The organism is Geobacillus sp. BMUD (assembly GCF_013096845.1).
In the GTDB taxonomy this organism is placed as follows: domain Bacteria; phylum Bacillota; class Bacilli; order Bacillales; family Anoxybacillaceae; genus Geobacillus; species Geobacillus vulcani.
Genome location: NZ_SDLA01000002.1, coordinates 304135 through 325094, shown reverse-complemented (window position 1 = coordinate 325094; position 20960 = coordinate 304135). Strand labels below are relative to the sequence as shown.

The following is a 20960-nucleotide window of genomic DNA, read 5'->3' as shown; positions in this document are numbered from 1 at the left end:
GAGAGGGACAAGGTGATTTCGTTTCAACCGACTGAAGAAGAACAGGCGTTTTTTCAAGTCGCCCGCAGTCTTGCCGTCGAGAAGATCCGCCCGGCCGCAAGAGAGTGCGAGAAACGCCGGACTGTTTCGGCTGACTTGATTGCCCGAGTGAATGAGCTTGGCCTGTCAGCGTTCGAGCTTCCAGAATTGTGGGGAGGTCTGGAACTGCCGCTTCTGTCGCAAGCGATCATTTGGCAAGGGCTCAGCTATGGCGATTTAGGCGTCATTCAAGGGCTTCCCGGGGCTGGGGAGGCGTCTTCCCTCTTTCGTCTGTCTTCCGAGCACCGTGCATGGCATCGGTACCGGGAGATCGCAAAAGGAGGACAATGGCCGACTGTTGCCTGGGTCGACGAAGCGGAACAAAAGGAACCGTTGAAGCAACCCATTCGCGTGCGCCGGCGCGGCAGCGGGTACGTGGTGGACGGAGTGTCGTCTCCAGTCCGCCTGGCGTCGAAAGCCGACTGGGTGGTCATCGCCGCGAGGGATGAAGAAGAAACGGTTTTGCTCGCTTTGGATGAGCGAGTATGGGAGATCGAAGAAGGGGATATAAGGCTGGGGCTTCTTGCCTCCGGCATCGCTCGCCTTCGATTTGCGGAAGTGTACGCCGGTCCGGAACAACTCGTTGCCCGCGGCCCGGAGGCGGACGCATGGCTCAATCGGGTGCGCGCCCGAAATCAAGTCATCGAAGCGGCGAAGGAAGTCGGCTTGATGGAGGCGGCGCTTGATTACACCATTGAATACACCGCGGGGAGAAAGGCGTTCGGGCAAGAAATCGCCAAGTTTCAAGGCGTGTCGTTTACGATCGCGGAGATGGCGTTTGCCTGTCGCGGGGCGAAATGTCTTGTATGGCAAGCCGCTTCTGCGGTTGACCGAGGAGATGAACAGGCGGACGGATTTGCATGGCGTGCGCTGGCGTGCGCTCATCGTTCGCTGCGCTATGTCACCGACCAAGCGGTGCAAATGCTCGGCGGACACGGATACGTGCAAGAATATCCAGTCGAAAAATGGATGCGCGACGCCGAGGCGCAAGTGATGCTGTATGGCCGGGAGCGAGACTGGCTCATCCGCCGCGGCGAACAGCTGCTCAGCGAACGGAAAGAGAGGGTGGCGCCATGATTTCGTTTACCTTATCACCGCAGCAAAAACAAATGAAAGAGCTCGTCCATTGGTTCGCCAAACATGAAGTGCGTCCGATCGCACTGGAGGCGGACCGGCTGGGACGGGTGCCGGATGAGTGGCTTGAGAAAGTGAACAAAATGGGCATCCAGCTGAATGCATCCTCGTTCAGCGGGGGACGTGCACCGTCCGTCTCGGACAAGAAAAAGGAAAAAAAAGAGCGCGAAGGCAACCGCATCGCGGTGATCGCCGCCGAAGAGCTCGCGTGGGGCTGCCCAGCCGTCGCCTTGTCCCTTCCCGGACCTGGCCTTGGGGGACCGCCGGTTCAATCGAGCGGCACGCCCGAGCAAAAACAGCGGTTTTTGTCGATTTTCACGAAAGATGAACCGCGCTGGGGAGCCTATGCGTTGACCGAACCGGAAGCCGGGTCGGATGCGTCTGGCATCCGCACGACCGCGAGGAAAGTCGACGGCGGCTATGTATTAAACGGGCAAAAAATTTTCATCACGAACGGAGCCCGCGCTTCGTGGGTCGTCGTGTTCGCCACCATTGACCCGTCGCTCGGCCGCGCCGGGCACCGGGCCTTTGTCGTCGAAAAAGGAACGCCGGGATTTACGGCCACCCGCACGGTTCAGAAGATGGGCTTGCGCGCCAATGAAACGGCGGAACTCTTGTTTGAAGACTGTTTCGTCCCTGACGACAATTTGCTTGGCGGCGAAGAGCTGTACAGCGCCAACGCCAATCGTCCGTCCGGCTTTCAAGTGGCGATGAAGACGTTTGACAGCACGCGGCCGATCGTCGCCGCCATGGCGGTTGGCATCGCCCGCGCGGCGTACGAATATACGCTTGAGGTCGTCAAACGCGAATATCCAAGGCAAGGTCGTTTGTACTATGAAGCGGCTGAGCTGCTCGCCGAGGCGGAGCAAGAGATCGAGGCGGCCCGCCTGCTCACCTGGGAAGCCGCGTGGAAAGCCGACATCGGCGAACCGAACGCCATGGAAGCGGCCATCTGCAAGGCCGTGGCGGGAAAAATGGCGCTTCATGTATGCGCCATGTGCCTTGAGCTGCTTGGCCCGGCCGGTCTTGATGGGCATTTGGTCGAGAAATTGTACCGCGATGTGAAAGTGTTTGACATTTTCGAAGGCACACAGCAAATCCAGCGCCTCGTCACCGCCCGACGGCTGTATGCGCCATACGGCGTGCACGTCTAGAAGGGAGAGACGGCGGTCCAAGCATCTCCGCTCGCGGTGGAGAACGATGATCATTTGTGAAGTTGCCGGTTTGATCGAATGAAAAAGGGGGAATTCCGATGCCTTATGAAACGTTGCGCATCGAGCGGCGGGCGAAAGGAGTCGCGTGGATTGTCATCGACCATCCGCCGGCAAACGCCATTAGCGAGAAGCTGATGGAAGAATTGGAACGAGCCGCCGACGAATTGGAAGCCGACCGTGGTGTGCGCGTTGTCGTCATCGCGTCGGCCCATCCGAAAACGTTTCTCGCCGGCGCCGACTTAAAGGACATGATTCGGCGGGGAAGCCAGTTGGCCGGCAATGAGTCCAGCATCGCCGAACAAAGCGCCCGCATGCAGCGCTGCTTCGACCGCTTCGCGACGATGCCAAAGCCGGTCATCGCGGCCATCAACGGCTATGCGCTCGGCGGCGGCTGCGAATTGGCGCTCGCTTGCGATTTCCGCATCATGGGCGGGGGCAAAATCGGTCTCACGGAAGTTTCCCTCGGCCTCATTCCCGGCGCGGGCGGCACGCAGCGGCTGACGCGCCTTGTCGGACGGGCGAAAGCGACGGAGCTTATTTTTCTCGCCAGACGGCTCGACCCGCAAGAAGCGCTCGCGTTCGGCCTCGTTCACCGCGTGATCGCTCCGGAACGGCTGAACGAAGAAGTAGCATCGTTTGCCGAACAGTTGTCCGAAGGCGCGGTGCGGGCGATGGGGCTGGCCAAGCGGGCCATCTATGTGGCCGAGGGGCTTCCAGAAGACGGATTTGGCATCGAAGCGTCGTCATTTGCGGCCACGTTTAAGACGGGAGAGCCGGCGATCGGGCTGGCCGCGTTTTTCCAAAAGAAACAACCGCAATTTTTGCGATAAATGGGGGGAATCTTGATGTCATCATGGGCGGAACTGCTGAAAGGAAAAGTAGCGGTCGTCACCGGCGCCTCACGCGGCCTCGGGCGGGCGGACGCCTTGGCGCTTGCCGAGGCGGGAGCGGATGTCGTCATCACCGATATTTTGCTTGAATCGGATGAAGAAAGCAAACAAACGGCGCAAAAATACGGACCGCTCTCCCAAGTGATGCAAAGCACGAACGTCGTGTACGCGGAAAAAACGGCGGAAGAAATCCGCGCCATGGGGCGGCGGGCAATGGCGATCAAAATGGACGTCACCGACCGCGAGCAAGTGAAGGACGTGTTTGCCCGCGTCAAAGAGGAGTTCGGATCGATCGACATTTTGGTCAACAACGCGGGGACGCTCGATCATGTTTCGCAGATTGAAAAGCAAAATGATGAGTTGTGGGAGCGCGATTTGCGAGTGAACTTGACCGGCACGTACAATTGCACGAAAGCCGTGTGGCCGTACATGAAGGAGCAAGGATGGGGACGGATCATCAACATGTCGTCCGTCGCCGGCACGCTCGGCGGCTTCGGGCAGGCGAGCTACTCGGCGACGAAAGGAGCGGTGTTGAGCTTTACGAAAAGCATGGCGCTGGAAGGAGCGCGCTACGGCATTACGGTGAACGCCATCGTGCCGGGCATTATCAATACGGAAGCGTTCCGCATGGGCAACCCGAAAATGAACGAACGGATGATCCAGCGCACGGCGTTCCGCCGCCCGGGTGAACCGGAAGACGTCGCCAACGCCATCGTGTTCCTTTGTTCCGATAAAGCGAAATACATTACGGGGATTGGGTTGAATGTTTCCGGCGGCATCGAACTGTTTACGTTCTAGATGAATCAGCGCCCGATTTGGATAGCGATTGGGACAAGAAGGAGAGGCCTGCAGCGGCTCTGGCCGCGCAGGGAAAAGGGTTTGATTTTGATACGGAACAGGAGGAGCGGCATGAGGGAAGTCGTCATTGTTGACGCCGTGCGCACGGCGATCGGCAAGAAAAAAGGAGCGCTTGCCAACGTCCATCCGGTTGACATGCTCGTTCCGGTGCTGCGGGCGCTTGTCGACCGGAATGGGCTGGATGCCGGCCTGGTGGAAGATGTCATCGTCGGCTGCGTGACGATGACCGGGGAGCAAGGGGGCAACATCGCCCGCCAAGCGGTGCTCGCCGCCGGATTTCCGGTCGAAGTGCCGGCGTTTTCCTTAAACCGGATGTGTGGTTCGAGCCAACAGGCGATTCACAGCGCGGCGCAGGCGATTTTGGCCGGCGACATCGACATCGCCATCGCCGCTGGGGTCGAAAGCATGACGCGCGTGCCGATGGGAAGCGACATGGGACGGTTCAGCCGCCAGCTGACAAGTCGGTACAACATCGTGCCGCAAGGGATTTCCGCCGAGATGATCGCGAAAAAATGGGGGTTGTCGAGGGAAGAGTTGGATGCGTTTTCACTCGAAAGCCACCAAAAAGCGGCCGCGGCGGCCGACGGCGGGATGTTTGCGCGGGAAATCATCCCGCTTGAAGTGCGAGGCGAAAACGGAACGATGACATTTGCCCGTGATGAAGGGATTCGGCGCGACACCTCGCTCGAAAAGTTAGCGGCGTTAACACCGTCATTCCAGCCGAAAGGCGGCGTCATTACGGCGGGCAACTCAAGCCAAGTGAGCGACGGAGCGGCCGGCGTGCTGCTCATGTCGTCGGATAAAGCCCGGCAGCTTGGCTTGCGGCCTAGGGCGTGCATCGTCGCCCGCACGGTCATCGGCGAAGATCCGATTCTGATGCTTACGGGCGTCATCCCAGCCACGCGCCGCGTGCTCGAAAAAGCGGGGCTGCGCCTTGACCAAATCGATGTCATCGAAATCAATGAAGCGTTCGCTTCGGTCGTGAAGGCGTGGGAGCGGGAGCTTGAGCCGGATATGGCGAAAGTCAATCCGCGCGGCGGAGCGATCGCCCTCGGACACCCGCTTGGCGCGAGCGGGGCGCGGCTGCTGACGACGCTGCTTCATGAACTCGAAGATATGAACGGGACTTACGGCCTGCAAGTGATGTGCATCGGCTTTGGCATGGCGACCGCCACGATTATCGAGCGGCTGTAAGCAGAAAGGAGGGAGCGGGTTGCACGCATCACTTGAAACGGCCAAAACAACACCGACGCCCGACTTGGCGGCTATCGGCGCCGCCATTGAAGAGGAACTGGCCGCCATCACCATCGGAAGGCGGAGGAGAAAGATTATTGCGACGATCGCCAAAAACGGGCTCGGCATGGTGCTGGGCGATGTCATCGCCCGCAAGCTGCGAGGGAACGAGGGAGACAAACCATATTTGCACCATATCGGCCGGAGGCTGCGCCTGGCGTTTGAGGAGCTCGGCCCAACGTTCATCAAGCTCGGGCAGGTGCTCGTCACAAGACAGGACATCTTGCCGGAGCCGATCACGATCGAGCTGGAGAAATTGCTCGACCGGGTGCCGCCGATCGAGTTCGCCAAAATTCAATACATTCTCGAACGTGAGCTGCCCGACGGTCTTGAGACGTTTGAATGGATCGAAGAAACGCCGCTCGGTTCGGCGTCGCTTGCCCAAGTATACAAAGCCAAGCTGAAAGACGGGCCGGTCGTCGCCGTGAAAGTGGTGCGCCCGACGGTCGAAAAGCTGTTTCAAACCGACATCTCCATCATCAAAAAAATGGCCGCCCGCCTGCAAAAGCGACTGCCGCCCGAATTGCAGGCCGCCCTTGACCTCGGGGGGCTCGTGCAAGATTACTACAGCAGCGCCATGGATGAGCTGGATATGACGGAAGAAGCGCGAAAAATGCAAGAGATGAAGCAAAAATACGAAAGGAGGGCCGAACATGTCACGGTTCCGCACGTGTACGAAGCGACGAAAAGCGTCTTAATTATGGAATACATTGACGGCTGGCTCATTAAAGATTTCCCCGTTGATTTTCTCACCTTTGAAGAGCGGGTCAACATCATGATCGACCTCGTTCACCATTATGTACAGACGATGCTCGATGGCCATTACCATGCCGATGCTCACGGTTCCAACATCATGATCGACAAGCGAACGAAAAAGGCGGTCATCATCGACTGGGGAATGACCGGGCGGATGGACAGCGTGATGGCGCAAATTTTAATGCGCGTCATTTTGCACATCCAGCTCAACCAAGCGGAAGACGCCGCCGAAGTGTTTATGGAGCTCATGTCGCCGACCATCTACACCGATGTCGTCAAATTGAAAGATGAACTGCGGACGCTGACGCTGAACTACGTCAACGCCCACCAGGGAAGCAGCCGCTACAATTACGGTCGCCTCGTCCTTGAAGCGACGGTGATCGGGCTCCGCAACTACTGCAAAGTCCCGAACGGCCTGGCGCTTTGGGCGAAAGGATTTTCCGCCACCGAAGGAACGGCGCGCTGGATTTGTCCGGAAATTTCGTACGGCGAAGTCGTCGAGGCGTATGAAATCCCGATTTTAAAAAGCATTCTTGGAAAGCGCTTTAATTTCCGCGCCAACGCCAGCCTTGTCGCCGAAACGGCGGAAATGATCGCCACCTTCCCGCGCCGGTTCAACAAAGTGCTCGAGACGATGGCCGAAAACAAATGGCGCATGACCGTGCAAGTCCAAACCGACCCAGTGACGCGCAACACACTCAACCAAATCGCCAATCGTTTGGCGCTTTCCCTCATCGCGTTTGCCATCATTATGGCCACCGGGTTCATCATCGCCAGCATCCCGGGCGGAACGTTTCTCGGCATGGAGAAAATGACGATCGCCAACATCGGGTTGGCCGCTTCTGCCATCTTGGTCGTTTTTCTTGGCTGGCGGCTGTTCCGCACCCGCAAGCAGCGGCCATGGTTTTAACGAGAGCGTCGAAAATGGGAGGGACACTCCACACGAGATCCGATAGGGAATGAGGAGACGATCAGAGCGGGATTCGCCCTCGGCGAACGTTCGCCAAAGGGAAAAAGCGCGTCAAGGACGACGGGGACAAACGAGAAGCGGGGAGGGGGGAGAAAGCATGCGTGACGACGAACAAGAACAACTGACGATGTCCAAACGAATCGAAGCGTTTTACCGGCAAAGCGGCGGACCGGGAAACCCGACGATCCGGCGGCTGCTCGATAGACATTTGCTGTATGGGAAAGACCACGGGCTGCCGGGGAAAAAGGAAGAGTTTGAGGATGTCATCCGCGATGTGTTTTTGCAAGACCATTCGACCCGACCGCTCGTCATCGGCCTTTTCAAGCTGAAAGCAACGCTCAAGCAGGAATGGGACGCCTATTTGGATGCAGTGCGAGGCCGCGGCGCCGTCCGTGAAGAGGAAGCGGATATGGCCAGCAAGCGGGCGTAATGAGGGGATGGAAAAGGAGGAAACGACATGGCGAAAGCCGCGGTATTGCAACGCTATGGGGAGCCGCTGACAATCGAAGAAGTGGAGGTGGCGGGCCCCAAGCGCGGGGAAGTCAAGGTGAAACTGAAAGCGGCCGGCCTTTGCCATAGCGATTGGCACGTCGTCGAAGGCAAGCTCCCTCTGCCGCTGCCGATCGTGCTTGGCCACGAAGGAGCGGGCGTTGTCGAGGAAGTCGGAGAAGGCGTGACAAATGTCAAGCAAGGCGACCATGTGGTGCTCAATTGGGTGCCGTCATGCGGCCGCTGCCGCGACTGCCGCACCGGGCGGCCCGATCTATGCGAGGAGGCGGCGCGGCTGACGGCGACCGGCACGCTGCCGGATGGGACGACGCGTTTTTCGTGGCAAGGGAAGCCCGTGTATCAGTTTTTAACCGCTGGTGCGTTCAGCGAATACACCATCGTGCCGGAGCAGGCGGTCATCCCGATCCGCCGGGATGTGCCGTTTGAGCTGGCGGCCTTGATCGGCTGCAGCGTCATGACCGGGGTGGGGGCGGTCATTCATACGGCCCGCGTTCGCCCGGGCAGCACAGTTGCGGTCCTTGGCGCCGGCGGCGTCGGATTCAATATCATTCAAGGAGCCGCGTTAGCGGGGGCGAAACAAATTATTGCCATTGATGTCGTCGAGGAAAAATTGGCGATGACGAAAACGTTCGGGGCGACGCACACCGTAAACGCCCGCGAGGAAGATGCCGTCAGCGCCGTGCTCGACTTGACTGACGGCCTTGGCGTCGACTATGCCTTTGAAGCGATCGGCCGTCCAGAGACGATGGCCGACGCATACAACATGACGCGAAAAGCGGGAACGACGGTCATCGTCGGCATCGCCGCGCCGCATGAAACGGTGGAGATCAACGCCTTTTCGCTGCCGTCCCAATCGAAAACGTTGACCGGTTCTTGGCTTGGCCAAGGCAATCCGCCGGTTGACTACCCGAAGCTGCTTGATTTGTACGCGGCGGGCAAGTTGAAGCTCGAACCACTCATTAGCGCCGTCTATTCGCTCGAGCAAATCAACGACGGATTCGCTGCCTTAAAGAGCGGGCAAAACATTCGCGGCCTTATTCGCTTTGAAGAATGAGACGACAATCCGCCCCCGCGTGCGTTGGGGTGAACAAACAAGAGAAGCCGTTCGGCGGTCGGAAAGAGAGCGTTTTCTCTGTCCTTGGATGAAAAGTGGGCAAACAAAGGGATCGAAAAAACGTAGAACGATCGAGACGAGAGGGGGATTGATATGCCGGTGTTTCAAAGCGAGCAAGAGTTGTATGATGTGCTCGGCCGCTTTTTTGAAAAGGTGGCGGAGACGGACGAGTCGAAGGAATTGATCGCCTCGACAGAGCTAAGCCCCGGCTATGACGCGTATGTCCAATATATTTTTCATAAGCCGGAAGCGAAAATTACGTGGACACACGAAAACGGGAGGCTGAAAATCGTCTGCGGCGAGACAGACTTGCGGCCGGAGCTCATTTTTGAGCAGACGGCGGATGTCGGGCATAAGTTTTGGCTTGGGAAGCTCGACTTGCAGCAGGCGCTCGCCCGCCAGCAAATCAAAGTGCAAGGGCCGCTTGTGAACGCCTTGAAAGTATTGCCGCAGCTTGACGCCATTTACCCGGCGTACCACGACTATTTGCAGGAAATCGGACGGAGCGACTTGCTGCCATAGCGGCGATCTTGGGAATGCCGGGCGGGATGTCGCCAGGGGCGCTGTAAGCACTTGGAAACGCGCTGTCTCCATCGGCTTTGCGCCCGATATAGCGGTTGGGAAAGGAGAAACGACAATGATTTCTGTGAAAACAACAGAAGCAGGTTTATGGATTGGAGGAGAATGGCGGCCGGCGGCGGATGGCGCGCTGTTTGACGTCGTCGACCCGGCGACAGGCCAAGTGACGGCCCGTGTGGCCAACGCCGGGGAAAAAGATGTCGACGCGGCGGTCGCCATCGCCGAAGAGGCGTTTTCGGACCGGCGTTGGCTGTCGATTCCGCCGCTCGAGCGCGGGCGCATCTTGCGCCGAATCGCCGAACTGATCCGCCAGCATCATTACGAGCTCGCGCAGCTCATGACACGGGAAAACGGCATGCCGATCAATCTCGCGTTGTTTATTGAAATTCCGCTTGCCGCCGACTGCTTCGACTTTTTCGCTTCGCTCGTCGTCAAGCCGCAAGGGGAGGTGCTGCCGTTTTCCGTTGCCGGCTCGGCGCCGGATTATATGGCGTGGACGATGAAAGAGCCGATCGGGGTGGCTGGGCTCATCACCCCATGGAATTTTCCGCTGCTCATGCCGACGTGGAAAATCGCCCCGGCGCTGGCGGCGGGCTGTACGATGGTGGTAAAACCGGCGCCGGAAACGCCACTGACGGCGTTGAAGCTTGCTGAGATTTGCCATGAGGCCGGCGTGCCGGAGGGCGTCATCAACGTCCTGCCTGGACTCGATGAGGCCGGAAAAGCGCTCGTCAGCCACCCTGGCGTGCCGAAAATCGCGTTTACCGGCGAAACGGAAACCGGGCGCCGCATCTTGCAAGCGGCCGCTCCCCACATTAAGCGGGTGACGCTCGAGCTTGGTGGGAAGTCGCCGAATATCATCTTTGCGGACGCGGATCTTGAACAGGCGGCGAAAAGCGCGCTGTTTGGCGTGTTCTACAATTCAGGGCAAGTCTGCCAAGCGGGAAGCCGCATTTTAGTGGAACGGCCGGTTTACGAAACGTTTGTCGAGCTGTTGGCCCGCAAAGCGAAAAAGCTGAAAGTCGGGCCCGGCACGGATGCGCGCAACGACCTTGGCCCCGTCATCAGCCGGGAGCAATACGAGAAAGTATTGCACTACATTGACATCGGCAAGCAGGAAGGGGCGAAGCTCGTTGCGGGAGGGAGCGCTTTAGACGGACTTGGCGGCGGCTATTTTATCGAGCCGACGGTCTTTGCCGATGTCAAGCCGTCGATGCGCATCGCCCGTGAAGAAATTTTCGGTCCAGTGGCGGCGGTTATTCCGTTCGAGGATGAAGAAGAAGCCGCTTCCATTGCCAATGATACGATGTATGGCTTGGCGGCCGCGGTGTGGACGAACGACATCAAACGGGCGCTCCGCCTCGCTCGGCGGGTGAAAAGCGGAACCGTCTGGATCAACACGTACCAAGTGCTGTCGCCGACCGCGCCGTTTGGCGGCTACAAGCAAAGCGGCCTCGGCCGCGAGCTCGGGGTGCAGGCGCTTGAGCCGTATTGGGAGACGAAAACGATCATTTGCGATCTCAACGAACGGCCGATGACCTTGTTTTAAGGCGGAAACACGACGGCTCACCCATGACGCATTTCAAGGAGGGAGAACGCGATGGTCCATCATGACGGATTTCAAACGGTGAAAGGAACGATCGATTGGGAGCATCCGATGTACAAATTGTATGAAAAAGCGAAGCGGAATGGGAAATGGAATCCGGCCGACATCGATTTCAGCCAAGACAAAGAAGATTTCGCCCGTTTGACAAGCGAAGAAAAGATCGCGGCGCTGCCGCTCGTCGCCGGTTTTTCTGCCGGAGAAGAGGCGGTGACGCTCGATATTTTGCCGATGGCCAATGCCCTCGCGCGCCAAGGGCGGCTTGAGGATGTCCTGTTTTTAACGACGTTTATGCACGATGAAGCGAAACATGTCGAGATGTTTTCCCGCTGGCAGCAAGCCGTCGGCATTGGACAAATGGACTTGTCCGTCTTCCATAACGACCATTACAAACGCATCTTTTACGAAGCGCTGCCGGAAGCGATGAACCGGCTGTATACCGACGATTCGCCGGAAGCGGTCATCCGCGCCGCCACTGTCTACAACATGATTGTCGAAGGGACGCTCGCCGAATCGGGGTATTATACGTTCCGGCAAATTTACAAAAAAGCCGGGCTGTTCCCAGGGCTGCTCCAAGGCATCGACTATTTGAACATGGACGAGGGCCGCCATATTCAGTTCGGCCTGTACACGATCCAGCGGCTCGTCAACGAAGACGAGCGGTATTACGATTTGTTCATCCAATATATGGACGAATTATGGCCTCATGTTGTCGGCTATGTCGCTTATTTGACCGAGCTCGGACAGCGCCAGCAGCAGCTCGCCCGCACATATGCGTTGGAAATCGACTATGAGATGCTGAACAACTATGTCATCAAGCAGTTCAACATTCGCAAAAAACAAATCAGCCGAGCGAAGCGGTATGACAGCGTCGAGGAGCTGGAAAAAACGTTGAGCGAGGCGGAACGTTGAAAACCGGAGCAAGGTTGCCGACAGGGGGATGAAGATGGCGGAACGCTTGAGAAAACTTGTTGCCCTTTCCGTTGTGACCGTTTTGGCTGCCGTTGCCGGCTGGCTGTTGGGCGGCGCCGGCCGGGCGGCAGCGGAAGGACAGGAACCGGAAGGATTTGTCATTCATGCCGATAAAGTGGTAGGGACAATTGATTTAGGTGGAATCATTCTTAAGGTCCCGGTCATTTTCAAGGGAGATATGCCGATCGCCTTTATGCAAGCGAAAATATATGGGATGACATTGAAGAAACAACAAACGATGGCCGGGCGCACCGTGTCGTTTACGTTCCACACCGATCAAGTTGCGCGGACGAAATGGATGAAAATGAGAGTGAAAAAAATGGAGATCGGTGGGCTGTGCACAGACGGCGTGCCGCTTGTTGAGCAATGTTTGAAAGATGTAACGGTCGTGGCGACGGAACTGACAGCGGATGAGCTTGCCATTCCGCAGCTATCGGCGCAGGCATCGTTTGGAACGGCTTCCGTGGATGGTGGCAGTTCGATGGAATCGGATGGGGGTCAACTGTCAGAGACGTCAACGAAAACCGATCAGCCGACTGCGCCGTCATCAGAACAAAAGCCAACCGCGCCATCGGAACCGAGCGCGTCACCGAACGAACCGGCTTCTACAACGCCGAGCAGGAAACCGGCGGACAGAAGCAGCAACGGATCAGGGGATGGAAGCGATCCATCATCCGCTCCACCGACGCCTGGAAACGAAGAAGCGCCCCCAAGCCCGACTGCTCCTGCCGAGCCGCCGTCAACCATCCCTCCTCCAGCGCCTGACTCGGTGGGCGGGTTGATCGAGGAAGTGAAAGACGAACAGAAAAAAACGAGCGAGCTGATCGATCAAATCAGCGACGCGGTGAAATCCTCGGCAAGCGAGAAGACGCTCGATGGCATCGAGCAGCTGATCCGCAGCCAGACGGACCGGCTGACTGAACAGCTGGAACAAATCGATGCTATCTGGCAACAGACAAATGAACAGTGGAAGAACATGCAGCAGGAGTTAAGAGAGCATAAGCCGCCGGATGAGGCAGGGAGCGGACAACAGCCGCCGACGCAGGAATTGCCTGCGCCGCTTTCCGATGCGGGAGAAGGAAAGGGGATGATCGAACAGGTGTCGGAACGCATTCAACAGTATGAAGCGCAGCTTGAGAAAGTGAAACAACAGCTCGAACAACAGAAGAATGAGCTGAAACGCTGGATGCGGGTGCTGCCCTAAAAGCTTGGCGAAGGGCAAAGGCCTTCTCAAAGCAACAGACGGGCGCGCAAAAAGAGAATCCTGTGTGTAGCGGCGTGTCCGCTTCCCTTCCCATCTTTTCTGGAAGACTGGTGAAACACGATTATTTCTGCCGGATCGATGGAGTTCTTCAGGAAGGAAGAGCTGATGTTACAAAGCTTCTCAACTTGAGAAAGACCTGCTTTGAGCTGCTTTTTCATGAAATGAAATCACCGTCTTTCTGGAGCAAGAAAAGGCAGTGCGCCGGATTCGCGCTGCGCTAGCCGCCGAAAAGAGGCGTTTCCCTTTCGATGGCGGCGCATGACGAAAAACAAGCGGCGCGCTGCCTTTTTCTCCCGCTAAGGAGGAAAGCGCTTCAAATAATGCCGTCGCGGATCGCTTTCACAATGGCTTCCGTCCGGTTTTTGGCGTTCATTTTTTGCAAAATGGCCGACACATAGTCGCGCACCGTATACTCGCTCAAATGGAGCCGTTTCGCGGCCTCATAGGTCGACGCCCCTTCGGCGACGAGCTTCAGCACCTCGATTTCCCGCGGCGACAGGTGAGGCGTCGATGGAACGAGCTCCGGACGGCCGCCGCTGAATTTCGCCAGCACTTCGCCGGCGCTTTGGCCGAATTTCATGACCGCGGTGAAAATGTCGCTCGATAACGTGAACGGGCGTCCGGGGCCTTGATCCAAAATGGCCGCACCGATGAGCCGGTTTTCTGACGGGGCGTAAATCGGGGCGATGACGATCGATTCGAGCTGGAACTGCTCGATGTATTTGGTGGGCAGCCCTTCCGACGCATCGGGCAAGTAGATGGGCGGCACATTCGCCATATGATTGCCGAGCAGCTGCAGCTGCTGCACGTACTGTTTAATAAGCGGCAAAGCGTTGATGTTCTCGCGAATGTTTTTGATTTGTTTGTTATCAAGCTTGTATCCGTAAAGACCGAATCCGCTTTCATTCTCACTCGAGTAGGCGAACAGCGCGCAGCGTTCAAACGGCAAATAGGCGACAAAACCGGACGAAATGTATTCCACCGCCTGCTGCAATGATTTCGCGCGCATGATCCATCGATCGAATAAAATGACGGCATCTTTCCAAATTTGGTCTTGTTTCGTTTGCTCAAGCGCCATTCCCCCGGCGTGAAACAGTTCGAACGAATGAAGGAGAAACGGAAGAACTTGATGATCCGTTTCATCTGTGCAAAACAAGAAAACGCTTTCTTCCCATGGAAGCGGAATGACGCGTTTCTTTCCTCTCGCCTTTGGCATATAGGCAAGCAACTGTTCACCTAAGGAAAAAATGGTGTCAGCTTCCAATACGTGAATAGCTGTCGGCAGCCACTCTGTTTCTCCGTATAGTTTTTTAACGTAAAAGCGGCCGTCCATCTTGTCCAGTTCGGCGATCCAATGGATGGGCATTTGTCTTGAGGCGGCAAGCTGTTCCAAAAACCGCCCGATGTCCGGCTGGTTGTCGACCGTTGGGGAAAAAACGGCCTCATACAGTTTGGAAAACAAATATTGAACGGCTTGATGATCATGAAATGTGCTGCCGGGGATGGCTTGAACGACTTCATGAACCGCATTTTCGAGCATCGTAAAGACAAACGTCATTTTGTTGGACGGCGAAAAACATGAATGGCTGCGCCATGCTTCACCGACGGTTTTCAGCCATTCGCGCGCCTCGCCATTCGCTTCCGCTGTGTGTTCGCAAAGCAGTTCAATGGCCGCTTCAAGCGAAGGGGCCGCGATATGCTGCTTTTTCTTTAGTTCGCATAATTTTGCATTCCAACGGGAAACGATCGATTCGCGGTGCCGTCCGATGATCGCCATCCCATCTTGCAAAATGGCCTGCAGCTTTTCACTTAGCGTACGATGCACCGCTTTTCCCTCCTTTTGCCGACTTGTCCGTTATCCATAAGTGAACCATTTGGTTTTTTTTCTATGTGTTAATATTATAACAATTCTGTCTATTATATCACAAATAGTTTTGTCCAAAAGTGTACAAAAAAGATGGCCGTCTGAAAACGGCCGAGCGCGCCTTCGGAACAGCTCATTGATGGTCTTCATAGGTCATAGATCGAAGACCTCGATTTCAAGATGGGGTCTTTTCCTTTCGTTTCGCCGGCGAGAAGCAAAGGGCCGCTTTTTGCTATACTATAGCCAACGGCACAATTGAAAAACAAGGAGAGAGAACGAATGAGCACCATCGAACATAAACAAGAAGCCCCCAAAACCGTCCGCTGCAAAGTCATCACCGTCAGCGACACGAGAACCGAGGAAACCGACCGCAGCGGCAGGCTGATGATCGAGCTGCTCGCGGAAGCCGGGCATGAGGTCGTCAGCTATGAGATCGTCAAAGATGAAGCGGACGCTATTCGCGAGGCGGTGCTCGACGGATGCCGCCGCCTTGATGTCGACGCGGTGCTCACCAACGGCGGCACCGGCATCGCCAAGCGCGATGTGACGATCGAAACGGTGAGCGCGCTGTTGGAGAAAGAACTCGTCGGCTTTGGCGAGCTGTTCCGCTTCCTCAGCTACACCGAAGACATCGGCGCCGCCGCCATGCTGTCGCGCGCCGTCGCCGGCGTGGCGATGGACACCGCCATCTTTTGCACCCCCGGCTCCACCGGAGCGGTGCGCCTGGCGATGACGAAACTCATTTTGCCGGAGCTCGGGCATGTTATAAGAGAGATTCGGAAAGACCGGTGAAGAAACACGTGTCCGTTCGGGTGAGAACGGACACGAAGTTTGATCAGGCGTTTTTCTGTTTTTCCCTTTCTTGATTGCGAAGGATGAAGCGTTGGATTTTGCCGCTCGGCGTTTTCGGGAGTTCGGCGACAAATTCGACTTCGCGCGGGTATTCATGTTTGGATAAGCGCGTTTTGACGAACAAAGACAGCTCTTCGGCCAGCTCGTCCGACGGCGCAAAGCCTTCTTTCAGCACGACAAACGCTTTGACGATCTCTCCTTTGATGGGATCCGGCTTCCCGACGGCGGCCGCTTCGACGACGGCCGGATGCTCAAGGAGGCAGCTTTCGATTTCAAATGGTCCGATGCGGTAGCCGGCGCTTGAAATGATGTCATCCGCCCGCCCTTGAAACCAGAAATACCCGTCTTCGTCTTTGGTTGCTAAATCGCCGGTCAAAAACCAATGGCCGACAAGCCGTTCGGCTGTTTTTTCAGGATCTTTCCAATACCCCTTAAAGACGTTTGGAATCGAGTCGGTGTTAAAGGCAATTTGTCCGACTTGGCCGTCGGCGACCGGATTCCCATTCTCATCGAGCAAGGCGATGTCAAAGCCCGGAAGCGGCCATCCCATCGAGCCTGGACGGATGTCCATCGCGGCGGCGTTGAGGTTTCCAATCAGCATCAACGTTTCCGACAAGCCATAATGGTCGTGGATCGTGACCCCCACGTGCTCTTGGAAAAAGCGAATGACTTCCGGATTGAGCGGTTCGCCGGCTGAGCTCATGGCGCGCACGTTCAGCTGATAGCGGCGAATAACGTCCGCGCCGGCCGCCGCCATCGCCCGGTACGCGGTCGGGGCGTACGCGAAATTGGTCACCCGGTATTTTTCCATCAAGGAATAGCACGTTTCCGGTTGAAACGGCCCTTCATAAAAGACGATCGGCACGCCGAACGCCATCGGCGCAAAGGTGCAAAAGATCAACCCGTACGCCCAGCCCGGATCCGCCCCGCCGAAAAAGACATCATCATCGCGCAGGCCGATCGCATAGCGCATATACGGATAAATGTTGATGAGCACGTTGTGCGGCCACATGGCGCCTTTGGGCATTCCGGTGGAGCCGGACGTATACTGAATCGCAAGCAGATCGTCGACCGTCGTTTCTTCGATCGAGTGCTCAGTCGACTCTTTTGAAAGCGTTTCCCAAAACGGCTGGTCTTGATCATGAGACGGCTCATCAATGACAAAAATGTGTTCGAGCGTCGGCATTTTTTCCTTTTCCGGCAGTTTGGCGCGCTGTTCGTTGTTCGTCAAGAGGACTTTCGCCTCGGAATGGTTGATGCGATATTCGATTGCCTGCGGGCCAAACGCGGTAAAGAGCGGCACATACACGGCGCCGACTTTCCAAGCCGCCAAAATGTAGACGACAAGAGCCGGGTTTTTCGGCATGAGCGCGCAGACGCGATCCCCTTTTTTCACTCCGAGTTTGCGGAACACGTTCGCCATTTGGTTGGACCAATCGCGCAATTGCCGATAGGTGATCGTTTTTTGCTCTCCTAAAGCGTTTTCATAAAAGAGCGCAATGCGGTTCGGATCCTCGGCATACCGGTCGCATACTTCATGAGCGGCGTTGAACCGGCTGCGGGGATCCCAGTCGTAATGAGCAAATGCATGATCCCAAGAAAACGATTGAATGATTGAAACAGGTGATGGATGGTTGGTCATGTCTGATCCCTCCGTTGTGTGAAAAGGAGTCAAATTAATAATAATTCAAATAGAACTAAAATTCAACATATTGTTAAAGAACAGTGTCATAGCAAGTGAATCTGTTTGCACACAACACAGGCAAAGCAGATGGTCTCGAAAGCTCCGGCAACGATGGCAGGCGAGGCCCTGGACAAAAAAGAGGCGGCCGGTTTCGTCAGCGTGTTTTGCTTTTTACCGCCGCTGCTTTTTCAAAGGAAATAGTAGGACTGATCCGATACCAAATCCACAAATCATTGATGATGGAAGCGAGTTCGGCCACTTCCGCATTCAGCCGGCACGAGCGCTCGAAGTCGGTTTCGCGGCCGAGCGCGTCTTGCTTTTCATTGATTTCCCGTTCCAACGCGGCGATGCGGTCAGGGATCAAGCCGCGGATCGCTTCCCACTCGAGCAAAATCGCCTCCTGTTCCTCGGCGCTGTAGTCTTCCCAATGTTTGTCCAACTGCGGCACGCGGATGCCGAGCCGTTTGTCTTCGATGAAGATGCCCTTCATTCTCATGTCCCCCTTTTCCTCTATTATACAAAACGTCTCCTTAGAGCGTGGTGGAATTTTTATGCTTTTTCATGAATACGTATTGAAAAATGAGCCGAAAGCTGATAAAGTGATTAATGTATCCAATTTGAATATTTATTTATATTTAAGTATATTTATGTGACAGGAGAGGAGAACGACCATGGCAAATCCGAAATTGGTGCTGGCATACTCTGGTGGTTTAGATACATCGGTGGCGATCAAGTGGCTTCAGGAGCGCGGGTACGATGTGATCGCGTGCTGCCTGGACCTTGGGGAAGGAAAAGATCTTGATTTCGTGAAAGAAAAAGCGCTCAAAGTCGGGGCGATCAAATCGTACGTCATCGACGTCAAAGACGAGTTTGCAAACGACTATGCGCTCATCGCTTTGCAGGCGAATGCGCTGTATGAAGGGAAATATCCGCTCGTCTCGGCGCTGTCGCGTCCGCTCATCGCGAAAAAACTCGTCGAAATCGCCGAGCTCGAAGGCGCCGTGGCGGTCGCCCACGGCTGCACGGGGAAAGGGAACGACCAAGTGCGTTTTGAAGTGTCGATCAAAGCGCTCAATCCGGATTTGGACGTCATCGCCCCCGTGCGCGAATGGAGCTGGTCGCGCGAGGAAGAAATCGAATACGCGAAAAAACACGGCATTCCGATCCCGGTTGATCTGGACAGCCCGTTTTCGATCGACCAAAACTTATGGGGCCGCAGCAACGAATGCGGCATTTTGGAAGATCCGTGGGCCGCGCCGCCGGAAGAGGCGTACGAGCTGACGGCTTCGCTTGAAAACGCGCCGGATGTGCCGGATGTCATCGAGATCGGCTTTGAACAAGGCGTGCCGGTGACGTTAAACGGAAACGCGTACCCGCTTGCGCAATTGATTTTGGAGTTGAACGCGCTCGCCGGCAAGCACGGCGTCGGCCGCATCGACCATGTTGAGAATCGCCTTGTCGGCATCAAGTCGCGCGAAGTGTACGAATGCCCGGGGGCGATCACGTTGATCAAAGCGCATAAAGAGCTGGAAGACTTGACGCTTGTGCGGGAAGTCGCCCATTTCAAACCGCTCATCGAGCAAAAAATCGCCGAAGTCATTTACAACGGCCTTTGGTTCTCGCCGCTTAAAGACGCGTTGGTCGCGTTTTTGAAAGAAACGCAGAAAAACGTCACCGGCGTCGTGCGCGTGAAGCTGTTTAAAGGCCATGCGATCGTCGAAGGGCGTAAATCGCCGTTCTCGCTCTACGATGAGAAATTGGCGACGTACACGTCGGAAGATGAATTTGACCATCAAGCGGCGGTCGGCTTCATTTCGCTGTACGGCTTGCCGACCAAAGTCAACAGCATCGTGAACAAGCAAAACAAAGCGTCGGTGTCGACCGGCCAATAAAAATGGAGAGAAAAGGAAGGAGGAAGTCGCATTCCTCTGCGGCGTGAGGCGTGAAAAAGCTTTGGGGTGGACGGTTTACGAAAACAGCGGAAGAATGGGTCGACGAGTTTGGCGCGTCGATCCCGTTCGACCAAGAGCTCGTCGAAGAAGATATTGAAGGCAGCCTCGCCCATGTGACGATGCTCGGCGAGTGCGGCATCCTGCCGGCGGACGACGTCGAAAAAATTAAAGGCGGGCTTTTGCGCCTGCTCGAAAAAGCGAAGCGGGGGGAGCTCGAGTTTTCCGTCGCGTATGAAGACATTCATTTAAACATTGAAAAAATGTTGATTGACGACATCGGCCCGGTCGGCGGCAAGCTGCACACCGGACGGAGCCGGAACGACCAAGTGGCGACCGATATGCATCTATATTTGCGCAAGCGCGTCGAAGAGATTCTCGGCCTCATCCGCGGGCTGCAGCGGGCGTTGGCGGCTCAGGCCGAGAAGCATGTTGAAACGATCATGCCGGGGTATACGCATTTGCAGCGGGCGCAGCCGATTTCGTTTGCCCACCATCTGCTGGCGTATGTTTGGATGTTGGAGCGCGATTATGAGCGATTTTCTGAGTCGCAAAAGCGCATCAACAAGTCGCCGCTTGGCGCCGGTGCGCTCGCCGGCACGACGTTTCCGATCGACCGGCAGCGGACGGCGGAGCTTTTGGGCTTTGCCGATATTTACGAAAACAGCTTGGACGCCGTGAGCGACCGCGATTTCATCATCGAATTTTTAAGCAACAGTTCGATGCTCATGATGCACTTGTCGCGGCTCGCTGAGGAACTCATCCTTTGGTCAAGCCAAGAGTTCCAGTTCATTGAGCTCGATGACGCATTCGCGACCGGCAGCAGCATTATGCCGCAAAAGAAAAACCCGGACATGGCCGAGCTCATCCGCGGCAAAACGGGCCGCGTGTACGGCCACTTAATGGCGCTCCTCACGGTGATGAAAGGGCTGCCGCTTGCTTACAACAAAGATATGCAAGAGGATAAAGAAGGCATGTTTGATACGGTGAAGACGGTCATCGGGTCGCTGAAAATTTTCACTGGCATGATTGAAACGATGAACGTGCGCGCGGACGTCATGGAGCGGGCGACGAAACAAGACTTTTCGAACGCCACGGAGCTCGCCGACTACTTGGCCGCCAAAGGCGTGCCGTTCCGCGAAGCGCATGAAATCGTCGGCAAGCTCGTCTTGCGCTGCATCGAACAAGGCGTCTTTTTGGCCGATTTGCCGCTTGAGGTGTATCAAGAAGCGTCGCCGCTCTTTGAAGAAGACATTTATGACGCCTTGAACCCGCGCACGGCCGTCAACCGCCGCAACAGCGCCGGCGGCACCGGTTTTGCCGAAGTGCGCGCGGCGCTGGCGAAGGCGAAACAGTTGTTTAGCACCCCGTAACGG

The 20960-nt window shown here is 56.3% G+C and carries 19 protein-coding genes; 15 read left to right on the top strand and 4 right to left on the bottom strand.

The window, feature by feature from the left end:
* Nucleotides 1-12: 12 nt before the first annotated feature.
* The 12 genes from ETC05_RS05370 to ETC05_RS05315 all read left to right on the top strand — a co-directional run bounded on the left by ETC05_RS05370 (nt 13) and on the right by ETC05_RS05315 (nt 13175).
* Nucleotides 13-1155 carry an acyl-CoA dehydrogenase family protein gene (locus tag ETC05_RS05370; RefSeq protein ID WP_171660529.1) on the top strand — a complete coding sequence of 381 codons (1143 nt, stop codon included), beginning with the start codon at nt 13-15 and terminating at the stop codon, nt 1153-1155.
* Entirely contained in the window at nt 1152-2366 is a 1215-nt protein-coding gene (locus ETC05_RS05365; RefSeq protein ID WP_031407650.1) for an acyl-CoA dehydrogenase family protein, read from the top strand. Before ETC05_RS05370 ends, ETC05_RS05365 begins: the two co-directional genes overlap by 4 nt.
* 98 nt (nt 2367-2464) lie before the next feature.
* Nucleotides 2465-3256 (top strand): enoyl-CoA hydratase/isomerase family protein, encoded by a 792-nt coding sequence (locus ETC05_RS05360; RefSeq protein WP_171660528.1) that lies wholly within the window; start codon nt 2465-2467, stop codon nt 3254-3256.
* A gap of 15 nt (nt 3257-3271) precedes the next feature.
* Complete coding sequence (locus ETC05_RS05355; protein WP_031407654.1) at nt 3272-4114, top strand: SDR family NAD(P)-dependent oxidoreductase; 843 nt, start codon at nt 3272-3274, stop codon at nt 4112-4114.
* Between the two features lie 111 nt (nt 4115-4225).
* Nucleotides 4226-5368, top strand: a complete 1143-nt coding sequence (locus ETC05_RS05350; protein ID WP_171660527.1) for a thiolase family protein — start codon at nt 4226-4228, stop codon at nt 5366-5368.
* A 19-nt stretch (nt 5369-5387) separates the two neighbouring features.
* Nucleotides 5388-7133 (top strand): ABC1 kinase family protein, encoded by a 1746-nt coding sequence (locus ETC05_RS05345; protein ID WP_171660526.1) that lies wholly within the window; start codon nt 5388-5390, stop codon nt 7131-7133.
* Nucleotides 7134-7290: 157 nt separating this feature from the next.
* Entirely contained in the window at nt 7291-7623 is a 333-nt protein-coding gene (locus ETC05_RS05340) for a hypothetical protein (RefSeq protein ID WP_031407657.1), read from the top strand.
* Between the two features lie 27 nt (nt 7624-7650).
* Nucleotides 7651-8757, top strand: a complete 1107-nt coding sequence (locus tag ETC05_RS05335; protein WP_031407659.1) for a Zn-dependent alcohol dehydrogenase — start codon at nt 7651-7653, stop codon at nt 8755-8757.
* A gap of 153 nt (nt 8758-8910) precedes the next feature.
* Nucleotides 8911-9339, top strand: coding sequence for a hypothetical protein (locus ETC05_RS05330; RefSeq protein ID WP_171660525.1), 429 nt, complete (start codon nt 8911-8913; stop codon nt 9337-9339).
* A 115-nt stretch (nt 9340-9454) separates the two neighbouring features.
* Nucleotides 9455-10945: an aldehyde dehydrogenase family protein gene (locus ETC05_RS05325; protein WP_171660524.1), complete on the top strand. Its 1491-nt coding sequence runs from the start codon at nt 9455-9457 to the stop codon at nt 10943-10945.
* Between the two features lie 51 nt (nt 10946-10996).
* Nucleotides 10997-11911, top strand: a complete 915-nt coding sequence (locus ETC05_RS05320; protein WP_031407663.1) for a R2-like ligand-binding oxidase — start codon at nt 10997-10999, stop codon at nt 11909-11911.
* 34 nt (nt 11912-11945) lie between these two features.
* Complete coding sequence (locus ETC05_RS05315) at nt 11946-13175, top strand: AAA family ATPase (RefSeq protein WP_171660523.1); 1230 nt, start codon at nt 11946-11948, stop codon at nt 13173-13175.
* Nucleotides 13176-13201: 26 nt separating this feature from the next.
* Here ETC05_RS05315 and ETC05_RS05310 read toward each other — a convergent pair whose 3' ends face one another.
* Both ETC05_RS05310 and ETC05_RS05305 read right to left on the bottom strand, forming a co-directional pair.
* Nucleotides 13202-13393: a hypothetical protein gene (locus tag ETC05_RS05310; RefSeq protein WP_031407667.1), complete on the bottom strand. Its 192-nt coding sequence runs from the start codon at nt 13391-13393 to the stop codon at nt 13202-13204.
* Between the two features lie 155 nt (nt 13394-13548).
* Complete coding sequence (locus ETC05_RS05305) at nt 13549-15060, bottom strand: response regulator transcription factor (protein WP_171660522.1); 1512 nt, start codon at nt 15058-15060, stop codon at nt 13549-13551.
* 318 nt (nt 15061-15378) lie between these two features.
* Between ETC05_RS05305 and ETC05_RS05300 the strand changes: the two genes are divergently transcribed.
* Nucleotides 15379-15891: a MogA/MoaB family molybdenum cofactor biosynthesis protein gene (locus tag ETC05_RS05300; RefSeq protein ID WP_171660521.1), complete on the top strand. Its 513-nt coding sequence runs from the start codon at nt 15379-15381 to the stop codon at nt 15889-15891.
* 43 nt (nt 15892-15934) lie between these two features.
* Here the strand turns inward: ETC05_RS05300 and ETC05_RS05295 are convergent, their stop codons facing one another.
* Nucleotides 15935-17593 (bottom strand): acetate--CoA ligase, encoded by a 1659-nt coding sequence (locus tag ETC05_RS05295; RefSeq protein WP_171660520.1) that lies wholly within the window; start codon nt 17591-17593, stop codon nt 15935-15937.
* Nucleotides 17594-17789: 196 nt separating this feature from the next.
* The gene (locus ETC05_RS05290) at nt 17790-18125 is read right to left on the bottom strand and encodes a hypothetical protein (RefSeq protein WP_171660519.1); all 336 of its coding nucleotides are present in this window, start codon (nt 18123-18125) and stop codon (nt 17790-17792) included.
* 181 nt (nt 18126-18306) lie between these two features.
* Here ETC05_RS05290 and ETC05_RS05285 point away from each other — a divergent pair, with 181 nt between their 5' ends.
* Together ETC05_RS05285 and argH are read left to right on the top strand one after the other, a co-directional pair.
* Entirely contained in the window at nt 18307-19527 is a 1221-nt protein-coding gene (locus tag ETC05_RS05285; RefSeq protein ID WP_171660518.1) for an argininosuccinate synthase, read from the top strand.
* Nucleotides 19528-19577: 50 nt separating this feature from the next.
* On the top strand, nt 19578-20957 hold the full coding sequence (gene argH, locus ETC05_RS05280) for an argininosuccinate lyase (RefSeq protein WP_171660517.1): 1380 nt from the start codon (nt 19578-19580) through the stop codon (nt 20955-20957).
* Nucleotides 20958-20960: the final 3 nt, after the last annotated feature.

Coding starts and splice junctions, on each gene's coding strand:
- ETC05_RS05285 (WP_171660518.1), top strand. CDS start 18,307: ATGGCAAATCCGAAATTGGTGCTGGCATACTCTGGTGGTTTAGATACA.
- ETC05_RS05365 (WP_031407650.1), top strand. CDS start 1,152: ATGATTTCGTTTACCTTATCACCGCAGCAAAAACAAATGAAAGAGCTC.
- ETC05_RS05335 (WP_031407659.1), top strand. CDS start 7,651: ATGGCGAAAGCCGCGGTATTGCAACGCTATGGGGAGCCGCTGACAATC.
- ETC05_RS05330 (WP_171660525.1), top strand. CDS start 8,911: ATGCCGGTGTTTCAAAGCGAGCAAGAGTTGTATGATGTGCTCGGCCGC.
- ETC05_RS05300 (WP_171660521.1), top strand. CDS start 15,379: ATGAGCACCATCGAACATAAACAAGAAGCCCCCAAAACCGTCCGCTGC.
- ETC05_RS05295 (WP_171660520.1), bottom strand. CDS start 17,593: ATGACCAACCATCCATCACCTGTTTCAATCATTCAATCGTTTTCTTGG.
- ETC05_RS05315 (WP_171660523.1), top strand. CDS start 11,946: ATGGCGGAACGCTTGAGAAAACTTGTTGCCCTTTCCGTTGTGACCGTT.
- ETC05_RS05325 (WP_171660524.1), top strand. CDS start 9,455: ATGATTTCTGTGAAAACAACAGAAGCAGGTTTATGGATTGGAGGAGAA.
- ETC05_RS05360 (WP_171660528.1), top strand. CDS start 2,465: ATGCCTTATGAAACGTTGCGCATCGAGCGGCGGGCGAAAGGAGTCGCG.
- ETC05_RS05350 (WP_171660527.1), top strand. CDS start 4,226: ATGAGGGAAGTCGTCATTGTTGACGCCGTGCGCACGGCGATCGGCAAG.
- ETC05_RS05340 (WP_031407657.1), top strand. CDS start 7,291: ATGCGTGACGACGAACAAGAACAACTGACGATGTCCAAACGAATCGAA.
- ETC05_RS05320 (WP_031407663.1), top strand. CDS start 10,997: ATGGTCCATCATGACGGATTTCAAACGGTGAAAGGAACGATCGATTGG.
- ETC05_RS05290 (WP_171660519.1), bottom strand. CDS start 18,125: ATGAAGGGCATCTTCATCGAAGACAAACGGCTCGGCATCCGCGTGCCG.
- ETC05_RS05355 (WP_031407654.1), top strand. CDS start 3,272: ATGTCATCATGGGCGGAACTGCTGAAAGGAAAAGTAGCGGTCGTCACC.
- ETC05_RS05310 (WP_031407667.1), bottom strand. CDS start 13,393: ATGAAAAAGCAGCTCAAAGCAGGTCTTTCTCAAGTTGAGAAGCTTTGT.